At 50.3% G+C, this 19,385-nt stretch carries 18 protein-coding genes and 1 rRNA gene; 12 read left to right on the forward strand and 7 right to left on the reverse strand.

The features are described from left to right. The first annotated feature begins 1 nt into the window (after nt 1). Nucleotides 2-117: ribosomal RNA gene (rrf, locus tag Q3A88_RS16150) — 5S ribosomal RNA — on the forward strand. A gap of 204 nt (nt 118-321) precedes the next feature. Here the strand turns inward: rrf and mobB are convergent. Beyond that, complete coding sequence (mobB, locus tag Q3A88_RS16155; protein ID WP_317178284.1) at nt 322-843, reverse strand: molybdopterin-guanine dinucleotide biosynthesis protein MobB; 522 nt, start codon at nt 841-843, stop codon at nt 322-324. Next, nucleotides 833-1,411 (reverse strand): molybdenum cofactor guanylyltransferase MobA, encoded by a 579-nt coding sequence (mobA, locus tag Q3A88_RS16160; protein WP_317178298.1) that lies wholly within the window; start codon nt 1,409-1,411, stop codon nt 833-835. The genes mobB and mobA overlap by 11 nt, the downstream gene beginning before the upstream one ends. A 210-nt stretch (nt 1,412-1,621) precedes the next feature. Here mobA and Q3A88_RS16165 point away from each other — a divergent pair, with 210 nt between their 5' ends. The 4 genes from Q3A88_RS16165 (at nt 1,622) to polA (ending at nt 6,772) form a co-directional block, all read left to right on the forward strand. Continuing rightward, nucleotides 1,622-1,891: a YihD family protein gene (locus Q3A88_RS16165; protein ID WP_005968263.1), complete on the forward strand. Its 270-nt coding sequence runs from the start codon at nt 1,622-1,624 to the stop codon at nt 1,889-1,891. Between the two features lie 78 nt (nt 1,892-1,969). Next, nucleotides 1,970-2,956, forward strand: coding sequence for a serine/threonine protein kinase (locus Q3A88_RS16170; protein WP_039275504.1), 987 nt, complete (start codon nt 1,970-1,972; stop codon nt 2,954-2,956). A 24-nt stretch (nt 2,957-2,980) separates the two neighbouring features. After that, nucleotides 2,981-3,604, forward strand: a complete 624-nt coding sequence (gene dsbA, locus Q3A88_RS16175; protein WP_010281626.1) for a thiol:disulfide interchange protein DsbA — start codon at nt 2,981-2,983, stop codon at nt 3,602-3,604. A 378-nt stretch (nt 3,605-3,982) separates the two neighbouring features. After that, a complete protein-coding gene (gene polA / locus Q3A88_RS16180) occupies nt 3,983-6,772 on the forward strand; it encodes a DNA polymerase I (protein ID WP_317178285.1) in 2,790 nt (929 codons plus the stop codon). A 413-nt stretch (nt 6,773-7,185) separates the two neighbouring features. Here the strand turns inward: polA and yihA are convergent, their stop codons facing one another. Next, on the reverse strand, nt 7,186-7,821 hold the full coding sequence (yihA, locus tag Q3A88_RS16185; protein ID WP_029367904.1) for a ribosome biogenesis GTP-binding protein YihA/YsxC: 636 nt from the start codon (nt 7,819-7,821) through the stop codon (nt 7,186-7,188). Nucleotides 7,822-8,024: 203 nt separating this feature from the next. On the opposite strand from yihA, the gene yihI reads away from it, so the two are divergent. From yihI to hemN, 3 genes are all read left to right on the forward strand, one after another. Beyond that, a complete protein-coding gene (gene yihI / locus Q3A88_RS16190; RefSeq protein ID WP_014913633.1) occupies nt 8,025-8,579 on the forward strand; it encodes a Der GTPase-activating protein YihI in 555 nt (184 codons plus the stop codon). A gap of 3 nt (nt 8,580-8,582) precedes the next feature. Next, on the forward strand, nt 8,583-8,753 hold the full coding sequence (locus Q3A88_RS16195) for a hypothetical protein (protein ID WP_010298124.1): 171 nt from the start codon (nt 8,583-8,585) through the stop codon (nt 8,751-8,753). Nucleotides 8,754-8,899: 146 nt separating this feature from the next. After that, nucleotides 8,900-10,273: an oxygen-independent coproporphyrinogen III oxidase gene (gene hemN, locus Q3A88_RS16200; RefSeq protein ID WP_233989391.1), complete on the forward strand. Its 1,374-nt coding sequence runs from the start codon at nt 8,900-8,902 to the stop codon at nt 10,271-10,273. A 58-nt stretch (nt 10,274-10,331) separates the two neighbouring features. On the opposite strand, the gene Q3A88_RS16205 is transcribed toward hemN, so the two are convergent. The 4 genes from Q3A88_RS16205 to glnA all read right to left on the reverse strand — a co-directional run bounded on the left by Q3A88_RS16205 (nt 10,332) and on the right by glnA (nt 14,725). Continuing rightward, a complete protein-coding gene (locus Q3A88_RS16205) occupies nt 10,332-10,469 on the reverse strand; it encodes a YshB family small membrane protein (RefSeq protein WP_010281646.1) in 138 nt (45 codons plus the stop codon). Nucleotides 10,470-10,612: 143 nt separating this feature from the next. Continuing rightward, nucleotides 10,613-12,025 carry a nitrogen regulation protein NR(I) gene (glnG, locus tag Q3A88_RS16210; RefSeq protein ID WP_110163182.1) on the reverse strand — a complete coding sequence of 471 codons (1,413 nt, stop codon included), beginning with the start codon at nt 12,023-12,025 and terminating at the stop codon, nt 10,613-10,615. 8 nt (nt 12,026-12,033) lie between these two features. Continuing rightward, on the reverse strand, nt 12,034-13,083 hold the full coding sequence (glnL, locus tag Q3A88_RS16215) for a nitrogen regulation protein NR(II) (protein WP_005968247.1): 1,050 nt from the start codon (nt 13,081-13,083) through the stop codon (nt 12,034-12,036). Between the two features lie 232 nt (nt 13,084-13,315). Next, nucleotides 13,316-14,725, reverse strand: a complete 1,410-nt coding sequence (glnA, locus tag Q3A88_RS16220) for a glutamate--ammonia ligase (protein WP_014913638.1) — start codon at nt 14,723-14,725, stop codon at nt 13,316-13,318. Between the two features lie 369 nt (nt 14,726-15,094). On the opposite strand from glnA, the gene typA reads away from it, so the two are divergent. From typA to fabY, 4 genes are all read left to right on the forward strand, one after another. Beyond that, nucleotides 15,095-16,918, forward strand: coding sequence for a ribosome-dependent GTPase TypA (gene typA, locus Q3A88_RS16225; RefSeq protein WP_010298147.1), 1,824 nt, complete (start codon nt 15,095-15,097; stop codon nt 16,916-16,918). A gap of 162 nt (nt 16,919-17,080) precedes the next feature. Beyond that, on the forward strand, nt 17,081-17,692 hold the full coding sequence (gene yihX, locus Q3A88_RS16230) for a glucose-1-phosphatase (RefSeq protein ID WP_233989390.1): 612 nt from the start codon (nt 17,081-17,083) through the stop codon (nt 17,690-17,692). Between the two features lie 64 nt (nt 17,693-17,756). Continuing rightward, nucleotides 17,757-18,194, forward strand: coding sequence for a D-aminoacyl-tRNA deacylase (dtd, locus tag Q3A88_RS16235; protein ID WP_233989389.1), 438 nt, complete (start codon nt 17,757-17,759; stop codon nt 18,192-18,194). Nucleotides 18,195-18,347: 153 nt separating this feature from the next. Next, the gene (gene fabY / locus Q3A88_RS16240; RefSeq protein ID WP_233989388.1) at nt 18,348-19,289 is read left to right on the forward strand and encodes a fatty acid biosynthesis protein FabY; all 942 of its coding nucleotides are present in this window, start codon (nt 18,348-18,350) and stop codon (nt 19,287-19,289) included. Nucleotides 19,290-19,385: the final 96 nt, after the last annotated feature.

Here is a 19,385-nt window from a genome sequence, read left to right on the forward strand (position 1 = left end):
GCCTGGCGGCGATAGCGCGGTGGTCCCACCTGACCCCATGCCGAACTCAGAAGTGAAACGCCGTAGCGCCGATGGTAGTGTGGGGCTTCCCCATGTGAGAGTAGGGAACTGCCAGGCATCAAACAAGTGGAAAGCCCCTGTCGAAAGACAGGGGCTTTTTGCTATGGGGAATTTGGGATTATGTGCAACGATTTGCTCGCCGTTGTGGATCTATTGCGGTTATCCGACTGATAACCTGACCGCCAAGAGATATGGGGGCGAAAATCGACGTCCTGTCAGATATTACCCAATGGTTCAGTGTGAGCGGTAGTCTATTCCGCACTACAGACTGTTATTTTTGAGCCATTGTCGGATAAAAGCAGCAACCTGTTCTGGTTGATTGATATCGAGCACAGGAAGTCGGGTGTCTATCTCTGTATCCGCTGCAATCGCAATGACATATTCATCGATCAAATCACTTAATTCTCTACCCAACGATTGGCGAAACAAGGCTATTTTAGCGATCTTCTCGTGTTTGAACCCCTCAACCAGCACTAGATCGAGAGCTGATGCATCCATTTTCCCTGCTAGATCGTAAATATTGGGTTCTTCCTGATCAGGCGTCTCCGTCATCAGCGCCCACCTTTGGCTGCTGGCGACAATCGTTTGTGCTGCGCCTGCCTTACGGAGTTCATAGCTATCTTTACCTGGTGTATCAATATCCATCTGATGATGTGTATGTTTAATAAGTCCGACTCGAACGCCATGCTGAGTCAGCAGCGGGATGACGTGTTTAAGTAATGTCGTTTTACCTGTACCGCTATAAGCAGTAATAGCGAGCAAGGGGACACGATTAGGATTCACGGTGTTGCTTCTCCCAATTGGATAAATCTTCAGGCGAATTCATATTGCGAAAAGCTTCAGACTGATCGCTAAATGAAACGGCGTTTGCTCCAACCTGTTCCATAAATAGCATCAGCTTACGGTTTCCGAGATGCAGATAGGTCTCTAGTGATTCAATAAGGTTTTTATTGATTAAGAGTAATGTGGGATGTGGCCGTTCTCCATCAGTGGCATAAGCCGCATTGGCTTCCCCACGTGCTTGCCACAAGCGGTTTACCAGATCGCAAGGGAGTGCTGGGACATCGCAAGGAACGAATGCGACCCATTCGGATGGAGAGGCATGTAATCCACTCAGAATACCCGCCAGCGGGCCTGGAAAGCTTGTATCAACGTCACTAATAATACGGCAGCCACTTTGTGCATACACAGCCTGATTGCGATTAGCGCTGATCATGACTTGATTGACCTGTGCTTTAAGCCGAGACAGAACATGCAGATATAGCGGCTCACCGTTCAGTGCTATCAGACCTTTATCGTGCCCGCCCATGCGTGTTGCCCGTCCGCCTGCGAGAATAACGCCTGTAATCATTTCACTTTCCAATTATCGATGCCCACTTTCCTCTACCGAAAGTTTGTGGGGCTAAACCATACGCTATTCTCTGAAAACTTTCGCAGAAGACCAAGTTCTTTCCTCATGTGAGCAAGGCTGTTATTTTTATCGCTATATACTCAATAGCGCTCAAGTCGCTTCCTGCATATTGAAATTTATTGAGTACAAATCGTTTTTAAGGAGAAAAAAATGAAATGTCATCGTGTTAATGAGTTGATTGAGCTGTTGCACCCAGCCTGGCAAAAAGAGCCCGATTTAAATCTGGTGCAATTTTTACAAAACCTTGCACAGGAGGCGGGGTTCGAGGGGCAGTTAAATGAACTGACTGATGATATCCTTATTTACCATCTAAAAATGCGTGATGCAGATAAAGAACAAGTCATCCCCGGGTTGAAGAAGGATTACGAAGAAGATTTTAAGACAGCTTTGCTTCGTGCCCGGGGAGTTATTAAAGACTAGTGGAAAGGAATAACACGTTCATGATGCTAACTATTGCACGCATACCTCTTACGTTGCCTCTAACCATTTGTGGCCGTAATGAATAGTTCGATATTTAATTTTCAGACGCTATTCCCAGATCTGATCGTGGATGCCTTGCTGGATGTTGGGCTGCGCGTTGATTCTGGTTTGACGGCATTAAACAGTTATGAGAATCGGGTGTACCAGTTTGCGGATGAAGATCGTAAACGATTCGTGGTGAAATTTTATCGCCCGGAACGGTGGAGTGCAGCGCAGATTCAGGAAGAGCATATTTTTGCCCAGCAATTGGCAGAAGATGAAGTCCCTGTTGTCGCGCCCGTCTCGCTTAATGGGCAAACGTTGAACGTCTATGAAGGGTTTCATTTTGCCGTATTCCCCAGCATGGGTGGGCGGCAGTATGAAATGGATAATGAAGACCAGCTAGAGTGGGTCGGTCGTTTTCTCGGCCGGATTCACCAGACGGGGCAGAAATCGTTATTCACCGAGCGTCCTACGATCGGGGTAAATGAATACCTGCATGAATCTTATCGGTTGTTGGAGACATGTCCGCTAATACCGAAAATACATCGACATGATTTTTTACAAGCGACCCGTCAACTGATTGATACAGTTGAAACTTATTGGCATAACGACTGGCGACCACTGCGTCTGCATGGGGATTGTCATCCAGGCAATATTTTGTGGCGTGATGGCCCGCTATTTGTGGATTTGGATGATGCCCGTAATGGTCCGGCAATACAGGATTTATGGATGCTGTTGCACGGGGACCGTCGTGAACAACGTATTCAACTGGATATCTTGTTAGAAGCCTATAGCGAATTTGCGGAATTTCAGGAGAAAGAGCTCTCGCTGATTGAGCCTCTTCGCGCGATGCGGCAGGTTTACTATTTAGCTTGGGTTGCCCGTCGCTGGGAAGACCCCGCTTTTCCGAAAAATTTCCCCTGGATGACGGATGCTGATTTCTGGTTGAAGCAAACGGCAATATTTATTGGGCAAACTCAGCTGTTGCAGGAACCTCCTCTACAGCTAATGCCAATGTACTGAAATTAAATGGAGAGAGTTAAATTTATGAAAAAGTTATGGCTTGCGCTGATTGGCGTTGTTCTGGCATTTAGTGCTTCTGCTGCAGAGTTTTCTGACGGCAAGCAATATGTAGAATTAGATAAACCTGCAACCCAAGAGCCTCAGGTTCTTGAGTTCTTCTCATTCTATTGCCCGCACTGCTATCAATTTGAACAGGTTTACCACGTTCCAGATGCAGTAAAAAAAGCGTTGCCAGAGGGTACGAAGATGACACGTTATCACGTGGACTTCTTGGGCCCATTGGGTAAAAACCTGACGCAGGCATGGGCTGTTGCTATGGCGCTGGGCGTTGAAGATAAAATTACCCCGCTGATGTTTGATGCGGTTCAGAAAACACAGACTGTACAAAAACCGGAAGATATTCGCGAAGTCTTTGTGAAAGCTGGCGTGAGTGCGGAAGAGTTTGATGGTGCTCTGAATAGCTTTGTTGTGAAATCTCTGGTTGCCCAGCAGGAAAAAGCAGCCGCCGATTTACAATTACGCGGCGTTCCAGCCATGTTCGTTAACGGTAAATATATGATCAAGAATGATGGTCTTGATACCAGTTCAATGGATGGGTATGTAAAACAGTACGCTGACGTGGTGAAGTTCCTCATTACCAAGAAGTAATTATTTAATAAGTCATGCGGGTAAAACCGCATGACTTTATACCTTCCCGCGGTTCATCTTCTTATCTTTTATATCTCATCAGCTCGCAATATCTATTTATCTGTTTGTTTATATCCACAAATTGGATGACGGTTTATCACGCCTTAAAAATAAACAGCTTATATTATAACTTCATGAAATTAAGGGATATAAAAAAATAACTTAAGATAATAGGGAAAATTAGCAATTAAGCGGATAAAACTATTCACAAAGTTATCCACAGGAGGATCTTGCGAGGATCCATGCAAAATCAGCCAATATCTCACGTTAAGGATCGTCTCTTTCCCTGACCTATGGCATGCTTAGCGCTATGACAGACCACAACGATCATGGCAGGCTATGGCTCAGATTGCAGAAAATCCTTTAATACTGGTAGACGGTTCATCCTATTTGTATCGTGCTTATCACGCTTTCCCACCGTTAACAAACAGCGCGGGAGAAGCCACCGGTGCAATGTATGGCGTACTGAATATGCTACGCAGTTTGCTGTTGCAATATCAGCCCAGCCACGTTGCCGTCGTTTTTGATGCGAAAGGAAAAACGTTTCGCGATGAACTGTTCGAAAATTATAAGGCTCACCGCCCACCGATGCCGGAGGATCTACGCGAGCAAATAGAGCCTCTGCATAAGATGGTGAAAGCAATGGGGCTGCCGCTTCTGGCGGTTTCCGGCGTAGAGGCGGACGATGTGATTGGTACGCTCGCCGTTCAGGCTGAAAAAGCGGGTAAGTCGGTGCTGATTAGTACCGGCGATAAAGATATGGCGCAGTTGGTGACGCCGAGCGTGACGCTCATTAATACCATGAATAATTCGATTCTTGGCCCACAGGAAGTGTGTGATAAGTACGGTATTCCTCCTGAGCTGATTATCGATTTCCTTGCGCTGATGGGGGATGCATCAGATAACATTCCCGGTGTACCTGGCGTGGGTGAAAAAACGGCTCAAGCGCTATTGCAAGGGCTCGGCGGGCTGGATTCGCTCTATGCCAATCTTGATAAAATTGCCGGGCTTTCCTTCCGTGGTGCGAAAACCATGGCGCCGAAGCTGGAACAGCACAAAGACGTGGCCTACCTCTCTTATCAGCTAGCCACTATTAAAACGGATGTCGAGCTGGATCTTAGCTGCGATCAGCTCACCGTTAACGAGCTGGATGTGGATGAGCTGCATCGTCTCTTTTCCCGCTATGAATTTAAACGCTGGTTATCAGATATTGAATCCGGTACCTGGATGCAGGGTAAAAAGAGCAGCCAGCCTGTCCAGGCTGTCAGTAACGCGGTGGTTGAGCAAGTTGCTGAAGAAGATAATGCGCCTACACTTTCTGCCGACGGTTATGTCACGATTCTTGATGAAAAAACGCTGCTCGATTGGGTTGAGCGTTTAAAACAGGCTGAAGTTTTCGCTTTTGATACGGAAACCGACGGGCTGGATACACTCACCGCTAATCTGATTGGGTTGTCATTCGCCATTAAGCCGGGTGAAGCCGCTTATTTGCCGTTGGCGCATGACTATCTGGATGCGCCGGATCAGTTGGATCGCACCAAGGTGTTGGCCTTGTTCAAACCGCTGCTGGAAGATGAGAAGCTGCTGAAGATTGGTCAGAATCTCAAATTTGATAAAGGCGTGATGCAGCGGTATGACATCGATTTACACGGCATCGCGTTTGATACCATGTTGGAATCTTATGTGCTCGACAGCGTGGCGGGCCGCCACGATATGGATAGCCTGGCCGAACGCTATCTGAGCCACAAAACCATTACCTTTGAAGAGATCGCGGGTAAGGGAAAAAATCAGCTGACGTTTAATCAGATTGCGCTGGAACAGGCTGGGCCTTATGCAGCCGAGGATGCGGACGTTACGCTGCATCTGCACCAGAAGCTCTGGGGGAAACTCCAGCCGCATGCCGATCTGTGCCAGGTTTTCCAGACTATTGATATGCCGCTGGTGCCGGTTTTATCCCGCATCGAGCGTACAGGTGTACTGATCGATCCTGCTATTCTCGCGGAACATTCAAAAGAGCTCACAGTCCGTCTGGCAGAGCTGGAAACACAAGCCTATGAGCTGGCGGGCGAAGAGTTCAATCTCTCATCGACCAAGCAGCTACAGGGTATTTTGTATGAAAAACAAAAGCTGCCGATTCTGAAGAAAACGCCAAAAGGCGCACCGTCAACCAATGAGGAAGTGCTGGCTGAACTGGCTCTGGATTACCCTCTGCCGAAGTTGATCCTGGAATATCGTGGGTTGGCCAAGCTGAAATCTACTTACACCGATAAGCTGCCGTTAATGATCAATCCGGCGACGAAGCGTGTTCATACGTCTTATCATCAGGCTGTTACCGCGACCGGGCGTTTGTCCTCCAGCGATCCGAACCTGCAAAACATCCCGGTGCGTAATGACGAAGGGCGCCGTATTCGTCAGGCATTCATTGCGCCTAAAGGCTACAGCATTGTTGCGGCGGACTACTCGCAAATCGAACTGCGTATCATGGCGCACTTATCGGGTGATAAAGGGCTGTTGAACGCGTTTGCGAACGGGTTGGATATCCACCGGGCAACGGCGTCAGAAGTGTTTGGCATCGCACTGGATAAGGTGACATCGGAACAGCGCCGCAGTGCGAAAGCGATCAACTTTGGTCTGATCTACGGCATGAGCGCATTTGGTCTGTCGCGCCAGTTGAATATTCCCCGTAGCGAATCGCAGAAATACATGAACCTGTATTTTGAGCGTTACCCGGGTGTACAGGATTACATGGAACGTACGCGCCAGCAGGCTGCGGAACATGGCTATGTGTCCACGCTTGACGGTCGCCGTCTCTATCTGCCTGATATCCATTCTCGTAATGCGATGGCGCGTAAAGGCGCAGAACGTGCGGCGATTAACGCCCCAATGCAGGGCACCGCTGCTGATATTATTAAGAAAGCAATGATCGCGATTGACGATTGGCTACAGAAAGACACGCCGAAGGTGAAGATGATCATGCAGGTTCACGATGAATTGGTTTTCGAGATTCATGATTCGGTTATTGAAGAATCCATTAGTAAAATCAAAGCATTAATGGAAGGTTGTATGCAATTGAATGTTCCGTTACAGGTAGACATCGGTACGGGCATGAACTGGGATGAAGCACATTAATGGCCGATTTTTGCGCTATTTCTGTAATTAAATAACAGTATTGTGTGACCTGGTTTAACTTTGTGTAATCGATAACCATTTTCTATGAAAGTAAACAACAAAAAAACCTTTGTTCCCGTGAAAAAATAGGGTAGAGTTAAAGACGTAGGGTACAGAGGTAAGATGTTCTATCTTTCAGACCTTTTACTTCACGTAATCGGATTTGGCTGAATATTAGCCGCCCCGCTCAGTTTTGAGCGGGGCGTTTTTTATGGGCTTTATCCAGGATTTTTACCCTCAAACGCCGGTAGCCGTGTAGCAGACAGCAACATGTCAGCACGGCTTCGCGTGTGAAAATAACGTTTCTGGTGGGCGATCATTGCGAGAAAGCGGGGCGTGATGCGAGTGATGATACTCTGCACCACGCGAAAGGATTACTCTGCTTCTTGTTCTTCTTCAGCGTGTTCCAACGTGCTGAACCAGTTATCCAATTTCTGCCGTAGTTTATCGACGCCGAGCTTTTTCAGTGACGAAAATGCTTCGACCTGAATATCACCCATAAATGGCAAGACAGCCTCGCGAACCATGTTCAACTGTGTCTTACGCGCGCCTGAAGCCAGCTTATCGGCTTTGGTCAGCAGCACTAAGACTGGAAGCTGGACATCAACAGCCCACTGAATCATTTGCTGATCGAGATCTTTCAGCGGATGGCGAATATCCATCAGCACAACCAGACCCTTAAGGCTGTTACGCTTTTGCAGGTATTCACCGAGCGCACGTTGCCATTTGATCTTCATTTGCTCCGGCACTTCGGCATAGCCATAGCCGGGAAGGTCGACCAAACGCACGCCGTCTACCACCTGAAACAGGTTAATCAACTGAGTACGGCCTGGCGTTTTACTGGTTCGTGCCAGGTTTTTCTGGTTGGTCAGTGTGTTCAGTGCGCTGGATTTTCCGGCATTAGAGCGCCCAGCAAAGGCCACTTCAATACCGCTATCTGTTGCCAGATGGCGAATATCCGGGGCGCTGATGATAAAACGCGTCATGTGGTAGTTATATTGCTGGGTCACGATGGTTATCTCTATCTGGATCTCTGTCTGGTTGGGGATTATACCTGTAACTGACAATAAAGGCGGCTTTATCTGTCGTGAAATGCAGCAGACTGATGCGAAAAGAAAAGCTCAGCTGTCTGATGTGGACGCTTTTTTATTCGCGGGCTTTCTGCTAGATTCCGCCGCACTTCCCTTATATCTGTGTACCTGAGAACAATATTATGAACCGACCTGTCAAAGGGGCTGCCGATAAGGCAGGGAAACCCAAAGTAAAAAGAAAGACCCGCGAAGAGCTGGAGCGTGAAGCGCGCGAGCGGAAAAAAGATAAAAAGCATCGTGGCAACGCGTCGGGCAGCCGAACTCAGGAAAAAGCGTCCAACGATCAGCGTTCTGGTCAGCGTAAAGCTGTCGATCCGCGTATCGGCAGCAAAAAGCCTGTACAGCTTGGTGTGTTAGACAGCGCTGTGGCTAAGCCGAAGCCTAAATCGAAGCCTTCTGAACCTGTGGAGAAAGTCGTTGCTGCGAAGCCGACAATGTCGCCGGAAGAAGAGCTGGAAATGTTAGAAAACGATGCACGCCTGGATGCCTTGTTGGATCGTCTGGATAGCGGCGAGACGCTAAGCGCCAAAGATCAGTCATGGGTTGATGAAACGCTGGATCGTATCGACATCCTGATGGAAGAGCTTGGAATTGAGCTGGGTGATGATGACGAAGAAGAGCCGCAGGAAGATATGTTGCAGCTTTTGAAACGTAATAACCCGAAAGACACGTTCTAATCAATGAAATGGCTGTTTCTGTTCCTGATATTGCTGGTTGCGTTTTATCTGCTCTGTCTGTTCAGTAAACTATGGCTATTGTCGAAGCGTAAGCATCGGTTGCACCGCGCCCTGTTTAACGGGCGCATGAATCAGGTGCGACGCCCAAGACAAAAACGCCGGGAGCGTTTTTGAACGTCACAACGTGACGGCCCTTTAGGGCGAGTCTCATGGATGAGACGAGTAGCAAAACGCCGGGAGCGTTTTTGAACGCCATTTTTGGTGATCTGAAGGAGGGGAAGGATGACCCACCGAGCAAAAACTGGAAGGAGTGAGCGAATATGTCGATACCGTCCGTTGACTGGGATCTGGCCCTGATTCAAAAATATAACTATTCTGGGCCGCGTTATACGTCTTATCCCACAGCGTTAGAATTCAGTGAAGCTTACGATGAGCCGGCGTTTCAGCAGGCCATTGCCCGTTATCCGCAGCGACCGCTGTCGCTGTATATCCACATCCCTTTTTGCCATCGGCTGTGCTATTTCTGCGGCTGTAATAAGCTGGTTACGCGTCAGCAGCATAAAGCGGATGAATACCTTGATGTGCTGGATCTGGAAATCCGCCAGCGTGCGCCGCTATTCGCTGGACGAACGGTGACGCAATTGCATTGGGGTGGCGGTACACCAACCTATCTAAATAAAGTACAAATCAGCCGACTGATGTCGCTGCTGCGCGAGCAGTTCTCTTTTTCCGAGCAGGCTGAGCTGTCGCTTGAAGTCGATCCGCGAGAAATTGAGCTGGACGTCCTCGATCATCTGCGTGCCGAAGGGTTTAACCGCCTGAGCATGGGCGTGCAGGATTTTAATAAAGACGTGCAGAAGCTGGTCAATCGTGAGCAGGATGAAGACTTTATTTTTGCCCTTATTGAACGGGCAAAAGCGCTTGGCTTCACCTCAACCAATATCGATTTGATTTACGGCCTGCCGAAACAAACGCCGGAAAGCTTCGCCTTTACGTTACAGCGCGTTGCGGAATTAAGCCCGCACCGGCTTAGCGTCTTTAACTATGCGCATTTACCCAGCCTGTTCGCCGCGCAGCGCAAGATTAAAGAAGCGGATTTACCGAGCGCCGAGCAAAAGCTGGACATTCTGCAACAGACGATTGGATCGCTGACGCAATCGGGCTATCAGTTTATCGGTATGGATCACTTTGCTCGCCCGGACGATGAGCTGGCGGTGGCGCAGCGAGAAGGGAAACTGCATCGCAATTTCCAGGGCTATACGACGCAGGGCGACAGCGATCTGCTTGGGATGGGCGTTTCGGCGATTAGTATGATCGGTGATAGCTATGCTCAGAACCAGAAAGAGCTGAAGCAGTATTATGCGCAGGTCAAAGACCAAGGGAATGGCTTGTGGCGTGGGTTACAGCTGACGCGTGATGACTGCCTCCGCCGCGATGTGATTAAGACCCTCATTTGTAATTTCCAGCTCAGCTATGCGCCCATTGAGGTGGAATATGCTATCGATTTTAAAACCTACTTTGAGCAGGATTTAGCGCTGCTTGCTCCGCTGGTGGCCGATGGGCTGGTGGATAGTCAGGAAGACGGGCTGGTGGTGACGCCAAAAGGACGGTTGCTGATCCGCAATATCTGTATGTGCTTTGACGTTTATCTACGTAGCAAGCTTAGAACACAGCAATTTTCCCGCGTGATTTAACCAAAAAAACAGCCAGTCGATATTATTACCGACTGGCTGTTCTTGAACGTATATAGGATTAACTAAAGAAGTTAATCAGTGCGGCACACAAAACGGCGGCAATAGCAGCCTGCGGCGAATGGCTTGCCGCGGAGCCAATTTCAGCGCCGTGTGTTGCAACGGAAAGCGTTGCCGCAGAAATCAGTGAATCCAGCATGGTGTTCCTCCCGAATCAGCGACACGATCATACTGCTGACTCGAGGCAAGTAAAGGACAAATTAATGACAATTTCGTGCGCCAGATTGTATTTTTTATCACCAGTTTGTTTGTTAACAATTGAGCAATAAAAAAGCAATCTTGCTACTCCATTCCCAGCTCTTTTAATTTACGCGTCAGGGTATTTCTGCCCCATCCCAACAATCTTGCCGCTTCCTGTTTATGCCCCTGCGTATGTCGCAGTGCCGTCGTCAGCAACGTCCTTTCCATTTCTGGCTGTGCCTCTGACAACAGGTTTTGATGACCGGAACGCAGTGCGCGATCGGCCCATTGTGCCAACAGTGTGGCCCAACTGTCAGGCAGAATATGCACGGTGGAATCAGGCGCGGTGGTCTCGAACAGTTCAGGCGGCAGATCCTGGATCAGCACTTCCTGACCGGCGGCCATGACCGTCAACCAACGGCAGGTATTTTCCAATTGGCGCACGTTGCCGGGCCACGGTAAACGGGTTAGCGCCGTTTCCGCTTCTGGGTGCAGATTCTTCGGCTCAACGCCCAGTTCTTTGGCGGTGGCCTGCAAGAAATAGCGCACCAGACGAGGGATATCTTCCCGACGTTCGCGCAGCGGCGGCAGATGGACGCGGATCACATTCAGGCGGTGGAACAAATCCTCACGGAACTTGCCTTCTTGCACGCGTTGTTCAAGATTTTGGTGCGTTGCCGCGATAATACGAACATCCACTTTTACCGCGGCATAGCCGCCAACGCGGTAAAACTGCCCGTCTGCCAATACACGCAACAGACGTGTTTGTACGTCTAGCGGCATATCGCCGATTTCATCCAGAAACAGCGTACCGCCATCGGCTTGCTCAAAGCGGCCCTGACGAATCTGGTTTGCGCCTGTAAACGCGCCTTTTTCATGGCCGAACAGTTCTGATTCGATCAGATCCTTGGGAATGGCCGCCATATTCAGCGCGATAAAAGGGGCTTTGGTACGCGGGCTGTGGCGATGCAGAGCGTGCGCTACCAACTCTTTACCCGTCCCCGATTCGCCATTAATCAGCACGCTGATTGACGAGCGAGACAGGCGACCGATGATGCGAAAGACATCCTGCATCGCGGGGGCTTCGCCGATAATGTCCGTCGTTGGGCCATTCATCGGCTGGTTACGTACCGGCTGCTGCTGTTCCAGATAATGGCTGATCGCGCGCTCAACCAGCGCAACGGCTTCATCAATATCGAACGGTTTCGGCAAATAGTCGAACGCACCCTGTTGATAAGCGCTGACGGCGGCATCCAGATCGGAGTGTGCCGTCATAATGATGACCGGGAGCATTGGGTGGCGCTGTTTGATTTGCTGTAAGAGCGCTAATCCATCCATCCCTGGCATACGGATGTCGGACAGCAGAACGTCGGGCGTTTGTGTCGCCAGCGCATGCAGTACCTGATTTCCGTTCTCAAACGTTGCGCAGGTTAAACCCGCACCAGCAAGCGCGCGCTCAAGCACCCAACGGATGGAGCTATCGTCATCGACAATCCAGACTATCCCTCGTTGCATTGTGAACCTCACTGGCGAATGGGCAAGTAAACCGAAAATTCGGTGTGTCCTGGCCAACTGTTAAATTCAATTTTACCGGAGTGTTGGTCGATAAGACTGCGGGCGATGGAAAGCCCCAAACCTGTGCCCCCTTCGCGTCCGCTCACCATCGGGTAAAACAGTGTGTCCTGTAGTTGAGCAGGCACGCCGGGGCCGTCATCTTCCACGTCAATACGCGCGGCGAGACGATAGCGCACACCGTGTAACGTAAGCTGAAAAGCCGTGCGGGTACGTATCGTAATCGTCCCGCCTTCCTCGCCCAGCGCCTGTAGCGCGTTGCGGGTAATATTCAGCAGTACCTGTTCAATTTGATCGGGATCGTGCGTCAGCTCTGGCAGGCTAGGGTCATAGTCTTTCACCAGCGTCACGTTATCTGGCTTTTCCAGAGAGACAAGCTGACAAACGCGTTCAGCGACCTGATGGATGCTTTGGGTGACGTGCAGGCCGGGTTGCTGTGGCCCCAGCAGGCGATCAACCAGATTGCGCAGGCGATCCGCCTGTTCAATGATGACCTTGGTATATTCCGTCAATGCCGGGTCGGGCAGTGCTTTAGCAAGCAACTGCGCGGCACCACGCAATCCGCCAAGCGGATTTTTTATCTCATGCGCCAGACCCCGGACCAAATCACGGGCGGCCTGCTGTTGTGCATGTTGAAGCTGTTCCTGACTGAGACGGCGCTGGTTATCCATCGGCGCCATTTCCAGTAGGATAAAATCGTTTTGTACCCGCTGAGCGGTGAGCGACATGATGTGCGCTTTGCCATCTACGACGAGGGTGACTTCGTTATCCGTAAAACCTTGTCCTGAATCCAGACTTTCACGCAGTAAATCGATATTCAGAGAAAAGTATCCCAGCAAATCGGGCAGCGGCGTGCCGGATAATTTACGCGAACTTTGTGCCAGTAATTGCTGTGCTGCCGGGTTGGAATAGTGAATCGCCAGATCGTTATCCAGCAATAAGATGCTGTTTATCAGGGAATTTAGGATCTGCCCAGCATCGGGCAGCGTGCCTGTTGCCATAACGCAGACTCCCGCACCGTCGTGGTGCATTGTAGTGTGAATGATGGATGTTACGTCGCAACGGCCAATGCCGGTGGTGAAAAAAGCCCATCCGAAGATGGGCTGAAGCGTTTCCACGGCAACAAGAACAAACTTCTTAGTATTCTGTTGTTTATCGGTCATGGTCGGGTATCAGCACACCCAACCACGCCGAGGTAGAGATTAGACGCTGTAGTTACTAGACGTTTAGTTATTAAACGCTGTAGTACAGTTCGAACTCAACTGGGTGCGGCGTCATACGAACGCGGTCAATCTCAGATTTACGCAGTTCGATATACGCTTCGATAGCGTCGTCGGTGAACACGCCACCACGGGTCAGGAACTCGCGGTCTTCGTTCAGTGCAGCCAGGGCCTCGTCCAGAGAACCTGCAACTTTTGGAATCTCTGCTTCTTCTTCCGGCGGCAGGTCGTACAGGTTTTTGTCCATTGCATCGCCAGGGTGGATTTTGTTGATGATGCCGTCGAGGCCAGCCATCAGCAGTGCAGCGAAGCACAGGTACGGGTTAGCTGCTGGATCCGGGAAGCGCGCTTCGATACGACGTGCTTTCGGGCTCGCAACCACTGGGATACGGATTGAAGCAGAACGGTTACGGGCAGAGTAAGCCAGCATAACTGGGGCTTCGTAGCCTGGGACCAGACGCTTGTAGGAGTTGGTGGTCGGGTTCGCCAGGGCGTTGATAGCTTTAGCGTGTTTGATAACACCGCCGATGTAGAACAGCGCCATTTCAGACAGGCCGCCGTATTTGTCGCCAGCGAACAGGTTAGTACCGTCTTTAGACAGAGACATATGGCAGTGCATACCAGAACCGTTATCACCGAACATTGGTTTTGGCATGAAGGTCGCGGTTTTACCGTAGGCGTGAGCCACGTTGTGCACGACATATTTGTAGATCTGAATTTCGTCAGCTTTTTTGGTCATGGTGTTGAAGCGGGTAGCCACTTCGTTCTGACCAGCGGTAGCCACTTCGTGGTGGTGGGCTTCAACAACCAGACCCATTTGCTCCATGGTCAGACACATAGCAGAACGGATGTCCTGTGATGAATCGACTGGTGGAACTGGGAAGTAGCCGCCTTTCAGACCTGGACGGTGACCTTTGTTACCGCCTTCGTAGGCTTTACCGGAGTTCCAGTAAGCTTCGACATCGTCGATAGCAACGTGGGAACCGGAAGTGCTGCTGCCGAAACGGATGTCATCGAACAGGAAGAATTCTGGCTCAGGCCCGAACAGGACGGTATCGGCAATGCCGGAAGAACGCAGGAAATCTTCCGCACGTTTCGCGATAGAACGCGGGTCGCGGTCATAACCTTGCATCGTGCCTGGCTCGAGGATGTCACAACGAATGATCAGTGTAGAATCTTCGAAGAACGGGTCGATCATTGCGGTGCTGGCATCGGGCATCAGAACCATGTCTGACTCGTTAATACCTTTCCAGCCGCCAATCGAGGAACCATCAAACATTTTACCTTCTTCGAAGAAGTCGGCATTGACTTGATGAGCCGGAATGGTGACGTGCTGCTCTTTACCTTTAGTATCAGTGAAGCGTAAATCAACAAACTTCACTTCGTGCTCATTCAGCATCGTCAAAACATGTTCTGCGGACATACTTGGTTCTCCCGATTGGTCATTTATCGTCGTGGAACGAATATCGTTGTGGATTGATGTTGTTGCCGTGAGTAGACTAAAGCTAAAAGTGTGCCAACTTTTTAAATGTGTGCAATGTGTTGCTCCTTGGGGCTTTCTCACGGAAATCCACTGCACCATTATAGTCTAAAGCACCAAAATGGTGCTCCATATGTGAATTATTGCACTTATTTAGTGCATTTGTGTTCGCTTGTAGCGCTTTTGCACCGTGAAAGGGATCACAAAGCAGGCAGCTCTAGGTTGTTTATCATAGATGCTTGTGATCTTGTTTAGTCCCTCGATTAATACGTGTACAATAGCGCGCTATTTCTAAATGCCTGAGGCAAAGCTGTGATCGAAAATTTGCGTAACATCGCCATTATTGCGCACGTTGACCATGGGAAAACCACCCTGGTTGACAAGCTGTTGCAACAATCCGGAACGTTCGGTGAACGTGTCGAAGCAACCGAGCGTGTAATGGACTCCAACGATTTGGAGAAAGAGCGTGGAATTACCATCCTCGCAAAAAATACCGCCATTAATTGGAAAGACTACCGTATTAACATCGTGGATACCCCGGGACACGCCGACTTCGGCGGCGAGGTTGAGCGTGTAATGTCGATGGTTGACTCGGTACTGCTGGTTGTTGATGCGATGGATGGCCCGATGCCGCAAACGCGTTTCGTGACCAAAAAAGCATTTGCCAACGGTCTGAAACCGATTGTGGTTATCAACAAAGTTGACCGTCCTGGCGCGCGTCCTGACTGGGTTGTCGATCAGGTATTCGACCTGTTCGTGAACCTGGATGCGACTGACGAGCAGTTGGATTTCCCGATCATTTATGCTTCTGCGCTGAATGGTATCGCGGGTCTCGACCATACCGACATGGCGGAAGATATGACTCCGCTGTATCAGGCGATTGTCGATCACGTTTCTCCGCCTCAGGTTGAGATGGATGCGCCGTTCCAGATGCAGATCTCTCAGCTGGACTACAACAACTATGTTGGCGTTATCGGTATCGGCCGTATCAAGCGCGGTAAAGTTAAGCCTAACCAACAAGTTACTATTGTTGATAGCGAAGGCAAAACCCGTAACGGCAAAGTCGGTAAAGTTCTGACTCACCTGGGTCTGGAGCGTATCGACGCGACTGAAGCGGAAGCAGGCGATATCATCGCGATCACCGGTCTGGGCGAGCTGAACATTTCCGACACCATCTGCGATCCGCAGAATGTCGAAGCGCTGCCAGCACTGAGCGTCGATGAACCTACCGTTACCATGTTCTTCAACGTCAATACTTCACCATTCTGCGGTAAAGAAGGTAAGTATGTTACGTCGCGCCAGATTCTGGAGCGTCTGAACAAAGAGCTGGTACACAACGTTGCCCTGCGCGTTGACGAAACCGAAGACGCTGATGCATTCCGCGTTTCTGGTCGTGGTGAGCTGCACCTGTCAGTTCTGATCGAAAACATGCGTCGTGAAGGCTTTGAACTGGCCGTATCACGTCCGAAAGTTATCAACCGCGTTATCGACGGTCGTAACCAAGAGCCGTTTGAAAACGTGACGCTGGACATCGAAGAACAGCACCAGGGTTCAGTCATGCAAGCCATGGGTGAGCGTAAAGGTGATGTGAAAGACATGATCCCAGATGGCAAGGGTCGTATCCGTCTGGATTACCTGATCCCAGCTCGCGGTCTGATCGGTTTCCGTACCGAATTCATGACTATGACGTCTGGTACAGGTCTGCTGTACTCCACGTTCAGCCACTACGATGACGTGCGTCCGGGTGAAATCGGCCAGCGTCAGAACGGCGTACTGATCTCTAACGGTCAGGGTAAAGCTGTCGCGTTTGCGCTGTTCAGCCTGCAGGATCGCGGTAAGCTGTTCCTCGGACACGGTGCAGAAGTGTATGAAGGCCAGATCATCGGTATTCACTCACGTTCTAACGATCTGACAGTAAACTGTCTGACCGGTAAGAAACTGACCAACATGCGTGCATCGGGTACTGATGAAGCCACCACACTGGTTCCGGCGATCAAAATGTCTCTGGAACAAGCGCTGGAGTTCATTGATGATGACGAACTGGTTGAAGTTACGCCACAGTCTATCCGTATTCGTAAGCGTCACCTGACCGAAAACGATCGTAAACGCGCTAGCCGCGGCAGCAAAGACGTCTAATTTCAGACGGATTTGTCTTGTTACGCAACAGGGCACCTTCGGGTGCCCTGAATTTTATGCGCTTTCTTCCACTTTAACCTTTCCTTTATATTTCCTCCCTGTTCAGTTTCTCCATTTCCCGCTACAGTGAAAATCCTACGATTACGTCAGGAGGTCACTGCCATGCTGTATATCTTTGATTTAGGCAATGTCGTCATAGATATTGATTTCAATAGAGTATTGGGTGTCTGGAGTAATCTGAGCAGCGCGCCGCTCGCGACGTTGCAAGAGCGTTTTGTCATGGGCGACGCGTTTGAACAGCATGAGCGGGGTGAGATCAGTGACGAGGAATTTGCCACCAGGCTGTGCCAGGAAATGGGCATCGCCCTGAGCTTCGAACAATTCACCGCTGGCTGGCAGGCTATTTTTGTCGCGTTGCGTCCTGAGGTTATCGACATCATGCAGCGCCTGCGTCAGGAAGGGCACCGCGTGGTGATTCTGTCGAACACCAATCGCCTCCACTGTTCACACTGGCCTGCGCTATTCCCAGAAGTGGCGACGGCGGCTGACAGACTCTACCTGTCGCAAGAGATTGGATTACGTAAGCCGGAGCTGGCGATTTACCAATATGTCCTGACAGAGGAAGGTGTTCCGCCTGCGCAAGCCGTCTTTTTTGACGATAATGCTGCGAACGTCGATGCGGCACAAAGCCTGGGCATTCACAGCATTCTGGTGACCGATCGTCAGGTGGTGCCGGATTTTTTCGCCATGCAGGCGATGACGGCTAAAGCATGATTTATATCGCAGGGGCGGACATCGCCCCTATTGGGAATGATGACATCAGGAGTAGTCGGGTTTTATGATTGCGCTAATTCAGCGAGTATCCAGCGCCAGCGTTACGGTAGAAGGCAGTGTAGTTGGGGAAATCGATAAAGGTTTACTGATCCTGCTGGGCGTTGAGCAGGGCGATGACGAACAAAAAGCCACGCGACTCTGCGAGCGCGTGTTGGGTTACCGCATATTCGGTGACGATGACGGGAAAATGAATCTCAATGTTCGTCAGGCTGGCGGCAATGTGCTGGTGGTTTCGCAGTTTACGCTGGTGGCTGATACGCAGCGTGGTATGCGGCCTGGGTTTTCTCGCGGTGCGAATCCTTCAGAGGCCGATCGTCTCTATCAATACTTTGTCGGACAGTGTCGTGAGCAAGGCGTTCACACAGAAACAGGGCAGTTTGCGGCGGATATGAAAGTGGCATTAGTGAATGATGGCCCAGTGACGTTTTGGCTACAGACATAGGGTTATGACGTCTGGGGTTGTAATGTCATAGGTTTGTAACGCCATTGTCTTATGGCGTGCTATCGCCGCTGCTGTTCCGCGTATAAATTTGCTTCAACAGTCTGGTCTTATGAACCCCGATGCCATGAGGCATCTCGGTATAGAGGAAGGGTTATGTATCATTTGAGAGTACCTGAAAGCGCGGAAGAACTGGAGGCGTACTATCAATTTCGCTGGGAAATGCTGCGTAAACCTCTACGCCAGCCGCTGGGTTCTGAACGTGATGCTTACGATGCTTTGGCACATCACCAAACTGTGGTGGATGAACAGGGAAGGCTGGTCGCAATTGGGCGTCTTTCTATCAATGCAGATAATGAAGCGGCAATCCGTTTTGTCGCCGTTCATCCTGACGTCCGAGGGAAAGGGTTAGGCACGCTGCTGGCGATTACTCTGGAGTCAGTCGCGCGTCAGGAAGGCGCCAAGCGCGTGGTCTGTAGCGCCCGTGAAGACGCAATAGATTTCTTCTCCAAACTGGGTTTTGTTAACCAGGGGGAGATCACTGCGCCACAAACCACACCTGTGCGGCACTTTCTGATGATTAAACCGGTGGCGACGCTGGATGACATTTTGCATCGTCCTGACTGGTGTGGACAGTTGCAGCAGGCGTGGTACGAGCATATTCCCCTGAGTGAAAAAATGGGCGTGCGGATAAGCCAGTACACCGGAAAGCAGTTTATTACCACCATGCCTGAAACAGGCAACCAGAACCCGCACCATACGCTTTTTGCCGGCAGCATGTTTTCTCTCGCTACGCTCACGGGGTGGGGATTAATCTGGCTGTTGCTACGTGAACGGCACCTCGGTGGCACGATTATTCTGGCGGATGCGCATATTCGTTACAGTGCGCCAGTCAGTGGCCGACCGAACGCCATCGCTGATTTAGGATCGCTGAGTGGCGATCTGGATCGCCTCGCGCGTGGGCGCAAGGCGCGTGTGCAGCTTAATGTTGAGCTCTTTGGTGATGACAATAAAGGGGCGTTGTTCGAAGGGGTTTACATCGTGCTGCCTGCTCAACCGGATGCACCGCTGGAAGAAGGTGGGTCAGAAGTAGATTAACCCGAAGCTACCATATTATGAGAACCAAGCATTATCACGTTCTTCCCATCAGTACATCACGCTAGTTGGCAGTACCCTCGAAATAAGTCGTACCCC

This window comes from Pectobacterium sp. HCp5_1 (genome assembly GCF_032905925.1).
GTDB classification, from domain to species: domain Bacteria; phylum Pseudomonadota; class Gammaproteobacteria; order Enterobacterales; family Enterobacteriaceae; genus Pectobacterium; species Pectobacterium brasiliense_A.

Excerpts from the sequence above, each read along its gene's own strand:
- mobA (WP_317178298.1), bottom strand. The coding sequence starts at position 1,411 with ATGATTACAGGCGTTATTCTCGCAGGCGGACGGGCAACACGCATGGGC.
- Q3A88_RS16165 (WP_005968263.1), top strand. The coding sequence starts at position 1,622 with ATGAAATGTCATCGTGTTAATGAGTTGATTGAGCTGTTGCACCCAGCC.
- Q3A88_RS16170 (WP_039275504.1), top strand. The coding sequence starts at position 1,970 with ATGAATAGTTCGATATTTAATTTTCAGACGCTATTCCCAGATCTGATC.
- dsbA (WP_010281626.1), top strand. The coding sequence starts at position 2,981 with ATGAAAAAGTTATGGCTTGCGCTGATTGGCGTTGTTCTGGCATTTAGT.
- polA (WP_317178285.1), top strand. The coding sequence starts at position 3,983 with ATGGCTCAGATTGCAGAAAATCCTTTAATACTGGTAGACGGTTCATCC.
- yihI (WP_014913633.1), top strand. The coding sequence starts at position 8,025 with ATGAACCGACCTGTCAAAGGGGCTGCCGATAAGGCAGGGAAACCCAAA.
- Q3A88_RS16195 (WP_010298124.1), top strand. The coding sequence starts at position 8,583 with ATGAAATGGCTGTTTCTGTTCCTGATATTGCTGGTTGCGTTTTATCTG.
- hemN (WP_233989391.1), top strand. The coding sequence starts at position 8,900 with ATGTCGATACCGTCCGTTGACTGGGATCTGGCCCTGATTCAAAAATAT.
- Q3A88_RS16205 (WP_010281646.1), bottom strand. The coding sequence starts at position 10,469 with ATGCTGGATTCACTGATTTCTGCGGCAACGCTTTCCGTTGCAACACAC.
- glnG (WP_110163182.1), bottom strand. The coding sequence starts at position 12,025 with ATGCAACGAGGGATAGTCTGGATTGTCGATGACGATAGCTCCATCCGT.
- glnL (WP_005968247.1), bottom strand. The coding sequence starts at position 13,083 with ATGGCAACAGGCACGCTGCCCGATGCTGGGCAGATCCTAAATTCCCTG.
- glnA (WP_014913638.1), bottom strand. The coding sequence starts at position 14,725 with ATGTCCGCAGAACATGTTTTGACGATGCTGAATGAGCACGAAGTGAAG.
- yihX (WP_233989390.1), top strand. The coding sequence starts at position 17,081 with ATGCTGTATATCTTTGATTTAGGCAATGTCGTCATAGATATTGATTTC.
- dtd (WP_233989389.1), top strand. The coding sequence starts at position 17,757 with ATGATTGCGCTAATTCAGCGAGTATCCAGCGCCAGCGTTACGGTAGAA.
- fabY (WP_233989388.1), top strand. The coding sequence starts at position 18,348 with ATGTATCATTTGAGAGTACCTGAAAGCGCGGAAGAACTGGAGGCGTAC.